This is a genomic window from Goekera deserti, assembly GCF_010685995.1.
Taxonomy (GTDB): domain Bacteria; phylum Actinomycetota; class Actinomycetes; order Mycobacteriales; family Geodermatophilaceae; genus Goekera; species Goekera deserti.
The window spans coordinates 58,689-72,143 of sequence record NZ_JAAGWK010000011.1 but is presented as its reverse complement, the minus strand read 5'-3'; the positions used below and the strand labels follow the sequence as shown (position 1 = coordinate 72,143).

Below are 13,455 nucleotides of genomic sequence, written 5' to 3'. Positions count from 1 at the left end.
GTGGCGCCGGGCCTGGGCGGGGTGGCCCGTCGACCCCTATCGTGTGGCCCTGCCGGGTCCGGTGCGTGTCCGGGCCATCGGGTGAGGAGGCAGCCATGCGATCGATCTGGCGCGGGGCGGTGTCCTTCGGCCTGGTCAGCATCGGCGTCAAGCTGTACTCGGCGACCGAGGACCACGACATCAAGTTCCACCAGGTGCACAGGACCGACGGTGGGCGGGTCAAGTACAAGCGGGTCTGCTCGGTCGACGGCGCCGAGATCGAGTACGGCGACATCGCCAAGGGATACGAGCTGCCCGACGGACAGCTCGTGGTGCTCACCGACGCCGACCTGGACGAGCTCCCGCTGAGCACCCGGCGCGAGATCGAGGTCCTCCAGTTCGTCGACCAGGCCCAGATCGACCCGGTGCACTTCGAGAAGACCTACTACCTGGAACCCGACCCCTCGGCCGTCCGGCCCTACGTGCTGCTGCGCACCGCGCTGGAGAACGCCGGGCAGGTCGCGATCACCAAGATCGCCATCCGGCAGCGCGAGTCGCTGGCCGCGCTGCGGGTGCTGGACGGCGTCCTGGTGCTGCACACCATGCGCTGGCCGGACGAGATCCGGACCCCGGACTTCGGCTTCCTCGACGAGGACGTCGAGGTGCGCCCGCAGGAGCTGACCATGGCCGAGTCGCTGATCTCCACGATGGCCGGTGACTTCGACGCGGCCGCGTTCACCGACGACTACCGGGAGGCCATGGCCGCGCTGCTGGAGGCCAAGCAGAGCGGCGGCGAGGTGCGCGAGGCGCCCGAGGCCACCGACGACGACGGCGCCGCGGTGGTCGACCTGATGAGCGCGCTGCGGCGCAGCGTGGAGCGCGCCCGCGGCGGTGACGCCCCCGCCGAGCCGGCCGCGGAGCCGGTCGCCGACGAGGCCCCGGCCGCGCCGGCGCGGAAGGCGACGAAGCGGGCGCCGGCGCAGGAGCCCGCCGCGGACGCCGACGACGCTGCCGCCCCGGCGAAGAAGGCGCCGGCCAAGCGGGCGTCCCGGTCGCAGAAGAGCGCCTGAGCGCCGTCCCCCCGGACCCGTGGCCGGGTCCGGTCGCCCCGATGCTCGCCGTGTCCGGGCCGCTGCCGGCGGCCGGCGAGGACGACCGGTGGGGCTACGAGTTCAAGTGGGACGGCGTGCGCGCGGTCAGCGCCACCGCCGGCGGCCGGCTCGCGCTGCGCGCCCGCAGCGGGATCGACATCACCGTGCGCTACCCCGAGCTCGCCCGGCTGCCGGCCGCGCTGGCCGGTCGGGACGCCGTGCTGGACGGTGAGGTGGTCGCCCTGGACGGGCTGGGCCGGCCGGACTTCGGCCTGCTGCAGAACCGGATGCACCGCACCGGGCCGGAGGTCGCCGGGCTCGCCGCCGCCGAGCCGGTCAGCTACCTGGTCTTCGACCTGCTCGCGCTGGACGGTGCGGACCTCACCGCGCTGCCCTACGCCACCCGCCGGGCCCGGCTCGACGAGCTCGGCGTCGCCGGCGGCCGCTGGACGACCACACCCTGGTACGCCGGGGACGGGTCCGGCGTGGGCAGCACCGTGCAGCAGGCCAGCCTGGCCAACGCGCTGGAGGGCGTCGTGGCCAAGCGACTGGACTCCGGCTACCGGCCCGGCGCCCGCTCGGCCGAGTGGCGCAAGGTGAAGAACCTGCGCACCCAGTCCGTCGTCGTCGGCGGGTGGCGCCCCGGCGCGGGCCGGCGGGCCGGCGGCATCGGCTCGCTGCTGGTGGGGGTGCCCGACGCCGACGGCGGGCTGGTGTTCGTCGGCCACGTCGGCACCGGCTTCACCGACCGGGTGCTGGACCAGCTGATGGCCGCCGTCCGGCCGCGCCCGGCGTCACCGTTCCGGGAGGTGCCGCGCGAGGTGGCCCGTTACGCCCAGTGGGTGCAGCCGGAGCTGGTGGGGGAGGTGGCCTACGGGGTGCGCACCCGCGACGGCCGGCTGCGGCACCCCGTCTGGCGCGGACTGCGCGACGACCTGACAGTGGAGCAGGTGGTGACCGAACCGTGAGCCCGACCCGGCAGCGGGTGCAGGTCGAGGGCCGCCAGCTGGAGGTCAGCAACCTGGACAAGGTGCTCTTCGGCGAGGTCGGGTTCACCAAGGCGATGGTGATCGACTACCACGTACGGATCGCGCCGGTGCTGCTGCCGCACGTGGCCGGCCGGCCGGTCACCTTCACCCGCTGGCCGGACGGCGTCGACGGGCCGAGCTTCTTCGAGAAGAACAGCGCCCGGCACGCCCCGGCCTGGGTGCGGCGGGTGACCGTTCCCTCCCCGGGGAGCACCCGGGGACGGGAGACGCTGGACATGGTGCTGCTGGAGACCGTGCCCGACCTGGTGTGGTCGGCCAACATGGCCGCACTGGAGGTGCACGTGCCGCAGTGGCGGGTCGGTGCGGACGGCGTGCCGGAGCTGCCGGACCTGCTGGTGCTCGACCTCGACCCCGGACCCGGCGCCGGGATCGCCGAGTGCTGCGCGGTGGCCGAGCGGCTGCGCCGGCTGTTGGTCACCGACGGGCTGCACCCGGTGGTGAAGACCTCGGGCTCCAAGGGCATGCAGGTGTACGCGCCGATCAGCTGCGCCGACGCCGACCACCCCAGCCGCTACGCCCGGGACCTCGCCCAGCAGTTGTCCCGGGAGACCCCGGAGCAGGTGGTGTGGCGGATGGAGAAGGCGCTGCGGCCGGGCAAGGTGCTGGTCGACTGGAGCCAGAACAACACCGCCAAGACCACGGTGGCGCCCTACTCGCTGCGGGCCCGGGCCGGGGCGACCGTGTCCACCCCGCTGGACTGGGCCGAGGTCGACGGCGTCCGGGACGGCGCCGACCCCGCGACCCTGCGCTTCGACACCGCCGCGGTGCTCGACCGGGTGGAGCGGCTCGGTGACCTCTTCGCCGTCCCGGAGCGGCACCGGGCAGCCCTGCCGGAGGTCCCGGCGCGCTGACGGGCGCCCTGATCATCACCGGCGGCGGCCGGGCTGGGACGATCACCGGCGTGCCCGCACCCGATCCCCGTACCGCCGACGTCGGCCGCCTCGTCGTCCGCTGCCCCGACCGCCCCGGCATCGTGGCGGCACTGTCCGGGCTGATGGCCGACGCGGGGGCCAACATCGTGGACTCCCAGCAGCACTCCTCCGACCCGGCCGGCGGCACCTTCACGCTGCGGCTGGAGTTCGTGCTCGCCGACCTCGCGGCCCGCCGGGCGGAGCTGGAGGCGCGGCTCGAGGCGCTCACGGGGGAGTTCCAGCTCACCTGGCGTCTCACGCTGGCCGCCGACCGGCCGCGGGTCGCGGTGTTCGTGTCGAAGACCGACCACGTGCTGCAGGAGCTGCTGTACCGGGTGGGGTCGGGGGACCTGCGGGCCGACATCGCCGTCGTCGTGTCCAACCACCCCGACCTCGAGCCGGTGGCCCGGGCGCACGGCGTGCCGTTCCACCACGTGCCGGTCACCCCCGACACCAAGGCCGAGGCGGAGGCCCGTGCGCTGGAGCTGGTCGGCGACGTCGACCTGGTGGTGCTGGCCCGCTACATGCAGATCGTGTCGGCCGACTTCTGCGCCCGGTTCCCGGAGCGGCTGATCAACATCCACCACAGCTTCCTGCCGGCCTTCGTCGGCGCCAACCCCTACCAGGCCGCGGCCGACCGGGGCGTCAAGCTGATCGGCGCCACCGCGCACTACGTCACCGCCGAGCTCGACGCCGGGCCGATCATCGAGCAGGAGGTCGCCCGGATCGACCACCGGGCCACCGTGGAGGACATGCGCCGGGTGGGCCGCTACGTGGAGCGCCAGGTGCTGGCCCAGGCGGTCACCTGGCACGTGGAGGACCGGGTCATCGTCGACGGCGCCAAGACCATCGTCTTCGCCTGACGCGGCACCCGCGGGTCAGCCCGCGGTGCGCCGGTCGACCGCGGCCAGGTGCTCCTCGACCGCGTCCAGCAGCGGGCCGAGGACGGCGGCGCCCAGCGCGTGCCCCATCCCCGGCACGGTCACCGTGCGCGCGCCGAGGGCGGCGGCCAGCACCGCGGCCGTGGGCGGCGGGTAGGCCGGGTCCGCGGGCGCGTCGACCACCAGCGTCGGGACGCCGGTGCCGGCCAGCTCCGCGCCGCGGTCCAGGCCGCCGGTGCCGGCGAGGGCGTGCGCGACGGGCATGTCCGATCGCCCGCTGTGCCGCACCACGCGCAGCTCCAGCGCCCGGAACTCCGCGCCGTCGAACGGCGTCCCGCTGCCGTTGAGGGCCCGCCAGTGCGCCACCCGCCACTCCAGCTCGGCGGCCTCGTCCCGCGGCTCGGCCATCGTCGCCCACACCGCGAGCAGCTCCGGGGCCGGCCCGGGCAGGTCGGCGGCGCCCGGCGCGCCGGCCAGCGGGCCGGTGCAGAACAGGGTCGCGCTGCGCATCCGGTCGGGGTGGTCCAGCAGCAGCAGCTGGGTGAGCAGCCCGCCCATCGACATGCCGACCACGTGCGCCCGCTCGATGCCCAGGGCGTCCAGCACCCGGACGGCGTCCTCGGCCAGCTCGCGCAGCTCGTAGGGCCGCGCGTCGAAGCCCCAGGTCGAGCGGCCGGTGTCCCGGTGGTCGTAGCGGACGACCCGGTGACCGGCTGCGGCGAGCCGGTCGACCAGCGCGTCGGGCCAGACCAGCCCGCTGCTGGCCGCGCCCATCACCAGCAGCACCGGGGTCGCGGCGTCGTCCCCTCGCTCCTCGACCCACAGCTGCGTGCCGGGCGCGACGTCCACGAGGTGTTCCACGCCGCCACCCTGTCAGCGCGCGCCGCGGCGTTCCACCCTGTTCCGCGCCGGCGCTGGCGCCGGACCGGGCTGCGGCGCAGGTGCTCGACTGCGCGGTCGGGGTCGCCGACACGGCCGGACGCGCCCGGGACGACGACCACAGGTGTGCACCCGCCCGGCCGGGGCAGGGACGGGGGACGCGCTCAGCCGGTGGCGCCACCCGACAGGCGGGGGCGGGCCGGCGCCCCGGCTCGTCATCTGACTGCCGGCACAGGTCGGTCGCGCCCGGTCATGTGAGAACTCAACCAGTTGCCCGGCATCCGATGCTGATGCAACCTCGTGGGGGCGCCGGTGGTCGAGCCCGCGCCCCGGTCCGTCCCGCGGCCGTCCGCCGCCCTCGGCCTGCCGTCGCCGACACCGCCCCGCCCGTCGAGAGGAGTGCACGTGCCGCACCCGCCGTCCCCCGCTGCGCTCACCACCGACCCCCGCGCCGGGACCCACCCGGGCACCGCCGCCCTGGCGCGGCTGCGCCCCCTGCTGGCCGAGATCGGTGACGCCAAGCGCGTGCGGGTCGCCGGCGCCGACGGGTCGCTCGCCGAGCAGGCCTTCGCCCGCGGGTGGGCCCGGCTCGTCGAGGGCGAGGACCCCGCGGTGGTGGCCCTGTCCGAGACCGCCGCCGCCGTGGCCCGGGCACGGCTCGCCGGCATCGACGCGGCCGTGCTGGCCGGTGCCGGGCTCGCCCCGGACGACGCGGCCGCGGTGCTGCGCCGCGGGTTCGACGAGGTCGCCGGCGTGCTGGACGGCGCGCTGCGCGACCGGCTGCGCGACGCCCTGCCGCTCGTGCGCACCCCCGCGGTGCCCGCCCCGCTGCTGGTGCCCCGGCTCATCGCCCAGCCGCGGGCCGGCGCGACCGCACCCGGGGTCGCCCGGATCATGGTCGAGCCGCCGGAGAGCCACGGCGACCACTGCCTCACCGTCGCCGTCTACGGCGTGCTGGTCGCCCCGGTGTTCGGCGCCGACCCGGTGCCGCCGTTCCTGGTCGGGATGGCCCACCACCTGCACAACGTGCTGCTGCCGGACGCCGGGTTCGCCGGTGAGGTGCTGCTCGGTGACCACCTCGACACCGTGATCGGCACCCTGGAGGCCCGGGAGCTGGCCGTGCTGCCGGCCGGGCTGGCCGGGCGGCTGCGCACCGTGCTGGCCCTGCGTGCCGACGCCGTGGCACCGGAGTCCCGGGCCTTCCACACCGCCGACGTGCTCGACCGGGTGCTGCAGGTGCACCACCACGCGCGGGCCGCGGCCTTCACCGCCGGCCAGGCCCTGGACGACCTGGAGCTGGTGCACGCCGGCCCGGTCCAGGCCTTCCACCACGAGGTGCTCGCCGCCGCCGGGCTGGCCTCGTGACAGCTGGCCCGGTGACCGCCGCGGTGGCCACCGCCCCGGTGGTCGACGGCATCCCGTTCGCCCGGGCCGGGCGGGAGGAGCTGCAGCAGCGGGTGCGGCAGCTGCTGGCCGACGGCGACGTGGACGGCGCCCGGGTGGCGCTGCTGGCCGACGCCGACGACTGGTGGGGCGAGGCGCCCCCGCCGCCGGAGCAGCTGGCCTGGGTGGTGCACGCCGCGACGCTGCGGGAGGCGATGGACCTGCTCGGCATGGGCCGGGTGGGCGACTACTTCGCACACCGCTGGTCCGACCCCACCTACCTGGCCGGGCTGGCGCTGCTGGGCCGGCACTGGCCGGCCGGGCGGCCGGTCGTGGAAGTCGCCTGCGGGGTGGGGCACTACCTGCGGGAGCTGCACCGCCGTGGCTGCACCGACCTGCTCGGCATCGACGTCGTCTGGGCGAAGCTGTGGCTGGCCCGGCGGTTCGTGTGCCCGGAGGCCGCGTACCTGTGCGCGGACGTGACCGCCGGCGGCCTGCCGACCGTCGACGGTGACCGCTACGTGTTCTGCCACGACGCGTTCTACTTCCTGCGCGACAAGCCCGCCGCCGCCGCGGCGCTGCACGCCCTGGCCGGCCCCGGCGGCACCGTGGTGGTCGGGCACGCGCACGTGGCCGACCCGTCCGGGGCCCCGCTGACCGCCTCCGGGTACGCCGAGGTGCTGGGCACCGGCCTGCTCTACGACGACGCCGAGCTCACCCGCGCCCTGCTGGAGCACCGCGCCCCGCAGCCGGCACCGGCGCCGGTCCTGGAGGCCAGCGAGGCCGTGGCCCTGGTGGCCGGCGACCCGCTCGGGCCCGCGCCGGTGGACCTGGGCGAGCCGGTCGGTCCGCTGCGGCCCAACCCGCTGTACGTCGACGGGGAGCTGCGCTGGCCCAGCGAGCGCTACGCCGCCGAGTACGGCCCCCGCTCGGGGTACCTGCCGTCCCGCTGGCCCGACCCGCTGCCCGCCGACGCCGCCCGGCGCCGGCTGCTGCTCGACCTGCCGGAGGCCTGGTGACCACCGTCGACCGGGGCAGCGCCGGCGGGGGCAGCGCCGGCCGGGGCAGCATCGGCTGGGGCATCGCCGGCTGCGGCTGGGTGGCCCGCGACCACGCCCTGCCCGGCCTGCTGGCCACCGACGGCGCGCGGGTGGTGGCCCTGCACGACCGGGACCCCGCCGCGATGGCCCGGATGCCGGTGGAGACCGCCACCCGCAGCACCGACCTCGCGGAGTTCCTCGCCACCCCCGGCCTGGACGCGGTGTACGTCGCCTCGCCCAACCACGCGCACCGGCCGCTGGTCGAGGCCGCGGCCGCCGCCGGGAAGGCGGTGCTCTGCGAGAAGCCGCTGGCCGCCGACGTGCCGGACGCCGAGGCCGTGGTCGCGGCGTGCGAGCGGGCCGGCGTGCTGCTCGGCACCGCCTTCGACCAGCGCTTCCACCCCGCGCACGTGCGGCTGCGCGCGCTGCTGCCCCGGCTGGGCACGGTCACCGCGGTGCGGATCGTCTACTGCTGCTGGCTGCCCGCGGACTGGACGCCGGACGGGCTGCCGCACGACAACTGGCGGGTAGACCCGGCCCGCGCCGGCGGCGGCGCCGCGATCGACCTGGCCCCGCACGGCCTGGACCTGGTCGGCGTCCTGCTGGGCGAGGACGTGAGCACGCTGCACGCGGTGCTGCAGCAGCGGGTGCACGACTACCCGGCCGGTGCCGACGACGGCGCGCTGCTCGCCGGCAGCACCCCCGGCGGGGTGCTGGTCAGCCTGCACGTCGCCTACAACACGCCCGACGAGCTGCCCCGCCGCCGGCTGGAGGTGGTCGGCACCGCGGGCCACGCGGTCGCCGTCGACACGATGGGGCAGACCGCCGGCGGCTCCCTGACGTGGTCCGCCCCGGAGCCCACCGACGTGCCGTTCGGCGACGGCGACCCGTTCGCCGCGCAACTGGCCGCCTTCACCGCCGCGGTGGCCGGCCGCGCCCCCTGGCCGTACCCGGCCGCCCGCGACCTCGGCCTGCACCGGCTGCTGCTCGACGCACTCGGCAGCGCCGCACCCGCATCCGCACCCAGAACCGGAGTCCCCTCGTGACCAACCCCTACCGCGGGCTGCTGCCCGACCTGCCGGCCTACGCCTGCACCAACTGCGGGCACTGGCAGCGCTGGCCGGCCCCCGGGCCGCTCACCTGCCCGGTCTGCGCCGACGTGCGCAACGCGCTGCCGGAGCACGGCTTCGAGTTCGTCACCGCCAAGGAGGTCGACGCCCAGGTCACCTCGCACTGGGGCCCGAGCGCGGTCGCCGGCATCACCGGCTTCGGCTGCACGCCGCGCTTCGGCCTGGACAGCCGGGGCTGGGTGATCGAGACCGACGCCGGCCTGGTCGGCTTCGAGGCCGCGCCCTGGTACTCGGCCGAGGCGCTGGCGCAGCTGCGACGGATGGCCGGGGAGCACGGCGGGCTGGACGTGCTCGCCTCCAGCCACGTGCACGGCTACGGCGCGCTGTGGCAGCTGCAGGCCGAGCTGGAGCCGGCCACGGTGGCGATCGGCGTGCGCGACCTGACCTGGACCAAGGCGTTCCGGGTCACCTGGCCGGTGGACGAGACCCTGGAGCTGGCGCCCGGGCTGACCATGCACCGCACCGGCGGGCACTTCGCCGGGCACAGCGTGCTGCACGACGCCCGCCGCGGCGTGCTGTTCTGCGGCGACGCGCTCAAGGTCGACCTGGACGACGCCGGCGCCCCGGTGGCGCTGAGCGCGCACAAGGCCTTCCACGCCCAGATCCCGCTGAGCCACGCCGAGCTGCGGGAGTACCGCGGGGTGGTCGCCGAGCTGGACTTCGGCGCGGTCTACACGCCGTTCGAGGGCGTCGTCGGGGTGACCACCGAGCACGTCGTGCACCTGGTCGACCGGCTGCTCGCGGGGCGCCCGGACGCCGGCCCCGTCCCGCTGGAGGAGCTGTCGTGACCCCGGCCGAGCGGTACCTGGCCTCCTACCCGGCCGGCTCGGTCACCGAGTTCCCGGTGGTCGGCATGGACGTGTTGGAGGTGCACCTGCACAGCGCCGTCGTCGCGGCGACCGGTGGGCACCCCGGCGGGTCCGGCCTGGGCTACGGCGCCACCGCGGAGGAGGCCCGCACCGGCGCGCTGGGTGAGATGACCGAGATGGCGCTGTCCGGCCGGGCACTGCAGCCGCAGGAGCGGGTGCAGGCCTCCTACGCCGAGCTCGTCGCCCGGCGCAGCGCCGACCGGGTGGCCGACCCGCTCACCCTCTGCCTGGAGGCGGGGTCGGACTACACGCCCGACCGCCCGCTGCAGTGGCTGCCGATGACCCGGCTGCGCGACGGCGAGCAGGTGCTCGTGCCCGCCGAGCTGGTCGCCTCCACCCCCGACGACCTGCCGGGTGCGCCGCCGCCCGGTGGCTGGCTGACCACCCCGATCAGCAACGGCCAGGGCGCGCACACCGACCCGGACGCCGCCGTCGCGCACGCCCTGCTGGAGATGCTGCAGCGCGACGGCAACGCCACCGGCTTCCGGGCGATGGACCGGGGTGTGGTCGTCGACCTGGACGGCGTCACCGACCCCGACTCCCGCGCGCTGCTGGCCCGGCTGGACGCCGCCGGCATCGACGTGGTGGTGAAGCTGGCCAGCACCGAGCACGGCGTCGTCGACGTGTACGCGGTCGGCTGCTCGCGCGACGGCAGCGAGCCGGTGCCGGTGATGGCCACCGCCTGCGGGGAGGCCGCGCACCCCGACCGGGAGGCCGCGGTCCGCAAGGCGCTGCACGAGTTCGTCGCCGCCCGCAGCCGCAAGGCCCTGATGCACGGCCCGCTGGACGTCGTCGCGCGGGCCACCCCGCCCGGCTACCTCGACGCCTGGACCGCCGGGCACCCGCCGGACCGACTGGCCGAGGAGGACCGGGCACTGCGGGCGATGCTGGACTGGGCCCGCCGGCCCACCGGCGACCTGGTCGACCGGCTGCGGGACACGGTGCTGTCCCGGCGCTCGACGGTGCGGCTGGCCGACCTGCCGCGCTGGTCCGGAGACGACCTGCACGCCCACGTCGTCGGCGGCCTACACGCCGAGGGGCTGGACGTGCTGGTCCAGCTGCAGCCCTCCGACGGCGAGGCGGTGGCCGCCAAGGCGGTCGTGCCCGGCCTGGAGGTCGAGACGATGAGCTACGGCCGGATCGGCGAGCGCGGGGTGGCCCGGCTGCTGGAGCGCGGCGACCCGCTCGTCGCCGTCGGCAGCGACCCCGGGGGCTGGGCGCGCGTGCTGCTCACCGCCGACGCCGAGCAGCGCCTCGGCGGCCCCGCCTGGTTCGACCGTGCCGGGGCCGACGCCCGGGTCGGCGACCTCTACGCCCTGTACCGCGAACCGGGCCGCCACGTCGTGGCCCTCCACCTGCAGAAGGAGCTGGCATGACCTCCACCGCCCACCACTTCCGGTACGCCTACAACACCAACGGCCTGGCCCACCACCGCCTGGACGACGCGGTGGAGATGCTGGCCGAGAACGGCTACGCCGGTGTCGCGCTGACCCTGGACGTCAACCACTTCGACCCGTTCGTGCCCGACGTGATGGCCCGCGCCGAGGCGCTGCGGGCCCGCTGCGACGCCCTGGGGCTGGGCGTGGTGATCGAGACCGGGGCCAAGTTCCTGCTGAACCCGAGGGTCAAGCACGAGCCGACGCTGGTCACCGCCGACGCCGACGCGCGGGCCCGCCGGCTGGCCTACCTGCGGCTGTCCTGCGACCTGGCCGAGGTCCTCGGCGCCGAGGCGGTCAGCTTCTGGACCGGCGTGCCCGGGCCGCACACCAGCCCCGAGCAGGCCTGGGCCTGGGCGGTGGAGGGCGTGCAGGCGCTGGTGGACAGCCACGGCGGGCGCGGCTACTCCCTGGCGATCGAGCCCGAGCCGGGCATGCTGGTCGGCGACGCCGGCGAGTGGGCGACCCTGCACGAGCGGGTACCCGGCGTCGACCTGGCGCTGGACACCGGCCACTGCATCGTGGGCGGTGCCTTCGAGCCGGAGGACGCGGTGCGCGCCTTCGCCCCGCACTTGGGCAGCATCGCCCTGGAGGGCATGGCGCGGGGCGTGCACACCCACCTGCCGCTCGGCGAGGGCGACCTGGACCTGGTGGCCGTGCTCAGCGCCATGGCCGAGGTGGGCTACGACAAGCTGGTCACCCTGGAGCTGTCCAGCGACTCCGGTCGGGCCAACGAGATGATCCCGACCGCGATGGACACCCTCGCCAAGGCGGAGGCCGCCGCCGGCATCGCACCGTGAGGATCTGCCTGGTCAGCCGGCGGTACTGGCCGGCCGTCAGCGGCATGAGCGTGTACGCGGAGAACCTGCTGCGCGAGCTCGTGGCGCTGGGGCACGACGTCGTCCTGGTCAGCCAGTACCGGGACGACGCCGCGGGCACCGCCGTCTACGGCGGCGGGCCGCCGCCGGCCGAGCGGGTGCCGGCCGGGGTGCGGGTGGTCGCGCTGCCCAGCCGGGGCGAGACGGTGGTGCCGGCCGACTTCGAGGCCGACACCGCCGAGCTGACCCGTGCGGTGGTCGAGCTGCACGCCGAGGCGCCGTTCGACGTGCTGCACGCGCAGTACGGCTACCCACCGGGCCTGGCGGTGCTGGCCGCCTCCCGGGAGACCGGGGTGCCGAACCTGGTCAGCATCCAGGGCGGCGACGGGCACTGGGTGGGCACCTGCTGCACCACCCACCACGCCGCGATGACCGCGGTGCTCGACCACGCGGGCGCAGTGCTGATCGGCTCGGCCAGCTTTCGGGACGAGGTGGTCGCGAACCTGGGCACCGACCCGGCCCGGTTCACCATCGTCCCCGGCGCCACCGACACCGCCCGGTTCACCCCGGGCCCACGCCCGCTGGGCAGCCTGGCCGACCCGCCGGTGCTGCTCTTCCACGGCCGGGTCGACCGGCGCAAGGGCGTGCTGGACCTGCTGGAGGCGCTGCCGGACGGCGTCCGGCTGCTGGTCTCCGGGATCGGCCCGGACCTGGAGGAGGCACGGGCGCGGGCCGACGGGCGCACCGAGTTCCTGGGCTACGTGCACCCCACCGACGCCCCCGCGGTGTACCGGCGGGCCGACGTGTTCGTCAGCCCCACCTACAGCGAGGGCTTCTCCAACACGATCCTGGAGGCCATGGCCAGCGGCCTGCCGGTGGTCAGCACCGACAGCGTCGGGGTCGTCGACTGCCTGACCAGCGACGTGGACGGCCTGCTGCACGAGCCCGGCGACGTGCCCGGCCTGCGCAAGACCCTGGAGCGGCTGCTCGGCGACGGGGCGCTGCGCGCGCGGCTGGCCGGCACCGCCCTGGAGGAGGTGCGCCGGCTCTACTCCTGGCCGGTGCTCGCCCGGGCGGTCGACGCGCAGTACCGGGCCCTGGCCGGCACCACCCCGGACACCGGCTGGACCCTGCCCGACGAGGTCGACGGCACCTGCCGGTTCCGGGCTGCGGCCCACCTGCTGTGAGGGTGCTGGCGGTCAGCCCGCACCTGGACGACGCCGCGTTCTCCGTCGGCGCCACGCTGGCGGTGCTCGCCGACGCCGGGCACGAGGTGACGGTGCTGACCTGCCTCACCCGCAGCGTGCCCGACCCGACCGGCTTCGCGCTGGCCTGCCAGACCGACAAGGGCCTGGGGCCCGACGTCGACTACATGGCGCTGCGCCGGGCCGAGGACGCCGCCGCCATGGCCGTGCTCGGCGCCCACCCGGTGCACCTGGACCTGCCCGAGGCACCGCACCGGGGCTACATCAGCGCCGGTGACCTGTTCGCCGGCGTGCACCCGGGCGACGACCTGTGGCGGCAGCTGGCCGACGCCCTGACCGGGTACGAGGCCGACCTGTGGCTGGCCCCGCAGGGCCTCGGCGGGCACGTCGACCACCTGCAGGTGCTGCGCGCGGTCGCCTCGCTGGACCGGCCGACCGCCTGGTGGCGGGACAGCCCCTACGTGCTGCGCGCGCCGGACGCCGTCCCCGGGGCGCACCTGCCCGGCGGGGTGCAGACCCGCGAGCTGCCGGGTGACCGGGGACGGCGGGCCGACGCCTGCGCCTGCTACACCACCCAGCTCGGCTTCCAGTTCGGCGGCCCGGACGCCATGCGCGAGGCGCTGGCGGGGCTGGGGGAGCCGCTGCTCGCCGGGCCGGCTGCGCGCACGGTGCTGGACGCCCTGGGCTGAGCCGCCCGCCCCGACGCCCCGCCCCGACGCCCCGCGCCGGGTGGCCCCGGGTGGTGCCGGTCCGCACCGGTTCCTAAGGTCGTCGGGCACGGCCG

The 13,455-nt window shown here is 76.4% G+C and carries 13 protein-coding genes; 12 read left to right on the top strand and 1 reads right to left on the bottom strand.

The features are described from left to right. The first annotated feature begins 95 nt into the window (after positions 1-95). Genes ku through purU form a run of 4 tightly spaced genes read left to right on the top strand, consistent with a single transcriptional unit; the run spans position 96 to position 3,893 of the window. Positions 96-1,049 (top strand): non-homologous end joining protein Ku, encoded by a 954-nt coding sequence (gene ku / locus G1H19_RS09690; protein WP_152727672.1) that lies wholly within the window; start codon positions 96-98, stop codon positions 1,047-1,049. 41 nt (positions 1,050-1,090) lie between these two features. Next, positions 1,091-2,038 (top strand): non-homologous end-joining DNA ligase, encoded by a 948-nt coding sequence (ligD, locus tag G1H19_RS09685; protein WP_152727673.1) that lies wholly within the window; start codon positions 1,091-1,093, stop codon positions 2,036-2,038. Further along, entirely contained in the window at positions 2,035-2,970 is a 936-nt protein-coding gene (ligD, locus tag G1H19_RS09680) for a non-homologous end-joining DNA ligase (protein ID WP_162392234.1), read from the top strand. The genes ligD (G1H19_RS09685) and ligD (G1H19_RS09680) overlap by 4 nt, the downstream gene beginning before the upstream one ends. A gap of 50 nt (positions 2,971-3,020) precedes the next feature. Next, a complete protein-coding gene (purU, locus tag G1H19_RS09675) occupies positions 3,021-3,893 on the top strand; it encodes a formyltetrahydrofolate deformylase (RefSeq protein ID WP_202925735.1) in 873 nt (290 codons plus the stop codon). A 15-nt stretch (positions 3,894-3,908) separates the two neighbouring features. Here purU and G1H19_RS09670 read toward each other — a convergent pair whose 3' ends face one another. Continuing rightward, on the bottom strand, positions 3,909-4,772 hold the full coding sequence (locus G1H19_RS09670) for an alpha/beta fold hydrolase (RefSeq protein ID WP_162392233.1): 864 nt from the start codon (positions 4,770-4,772) through the stop codon (positions 3,909-3,911). Positions 4,773-5,195: 423 nt separating this feature from the next. Here G1H19_RS09670 and G1H19_RS09665 point away from each other — a divergent pair, with 423 nt between their 5' ends. Genes G1H19_RS09665 through G1H19_RS09630 form a run of 8 tightly spaced genes read left to right on the top strand, consistent with a single transcriptional unit; the run spans position 5,196 to position 13,360 of the window. Next, on the top strand, positions 5,196-6,155 hold the full coding sequence (locus G1H19_RS09665; protein ID WP_235927871.1) for a hypothetical protein: 960 nt from the start codon (positions 5,196-5,198) through the stop codon (positions 6,153-6,155). Beyond that, a complete protein-coding gene (locus G1H19_RS09660; protein ID WP_235927869.1) occupies positions 6,152-7,192 on the top strand; it encodes a methyltransferase domain-containing protein in 1,041 nt (346 codons plus the stop codon). Before G1H19_RS09665 ends, G1H19_RS09660 begins: the two co-directional genes overlap by 4 nt. Next, positions 7,189-8,259 carry a Gfo/Idh/MocA family protein gene (locus tag G1H19_RS09655; protein ID WP_162392232.1) on the top strand — a complete coding sequence of 357 codons (1,071 nt, stop codon included), beginning with the start codon at positions 7,189-7,191 and terminating at the stop codon, positions 8,257-8,259. Before G1H19_RS09660 ends, G1H19_RS09655 begins: the two co-directional genes overlap by 4 nt. Next, a complete protein-coding gene (locus G1H19_RS09650) occupies positions 8,256-9,131 on the top strand; it encodes an MBL fold metallo-hydrolase (protein WP_174278030.1) in 876 nt (291 codons plus the stop codon). Before G1H19_RS09655 ends, G1H19_RS09650 begins: the two co-directional genes overlap by 4 nt. Continuing rightward, positions 9,128-10,588, top strand: a complete 1,461-nt coding sequence (locus G1H19_RS09645; RefSeq protein WP_202925734.1) for a YcaO-like family protein — start codon at positions 9,128-9,130, stop codon at positions 10,586-10,588. The genes G1H19_RS09650 and G1H19_RS09645 overlap by 4 nt, the downstream gene beginning before the upstream one ends. Further along, the gene (locus G1H19_RS09640) at positions 10,585-11,448 is read left to right on the top strand and encodes a sugar phosphate isomerase/epimerase family protein (protein ID WP_152727676.1); all 864 of its coding nucleotides are present in this window, start codon (positions 10,585-10,587) and stop codon (positions 11,446-11,448) included. Before G1H19_RS09645 ends, G1H19_RS09640 begins: the two co-directional genes overlap by 4 nt. Continuing rightward, positions 11,445-12,653 (top strand): glycosyltransferase family 4 protein, encoded by a 1,209-nt coding sequence (locus tag G1H19_RS09635; protein WP_162392231.1) that lies wholly within the window; start codon positions 11,445-11,447, stop codon positions 12,651-12,653. Before G1H19_RS09640 ends, G1H19_RS09635 begins: the two co-directional genes overlap by 4 nt. Continuing rightward, positions 12,650-13,360, top strand: a complete 711-nt coding sequence (locus tag G1H19_RS09630) for a PIG-L deacetylase family protein (RefSeq protein ID WP_162392230.1) — start codon at positions 12,650-12,652, stop codon at positions 13,358-13,360. The genes G1H19_RS09635 and G1H19_RS09630 overlap by 4 nt, the downstream gene beginning before the upstream one ends. Positions 13,361-13,455: the final 95 nt, after the last annotated feature.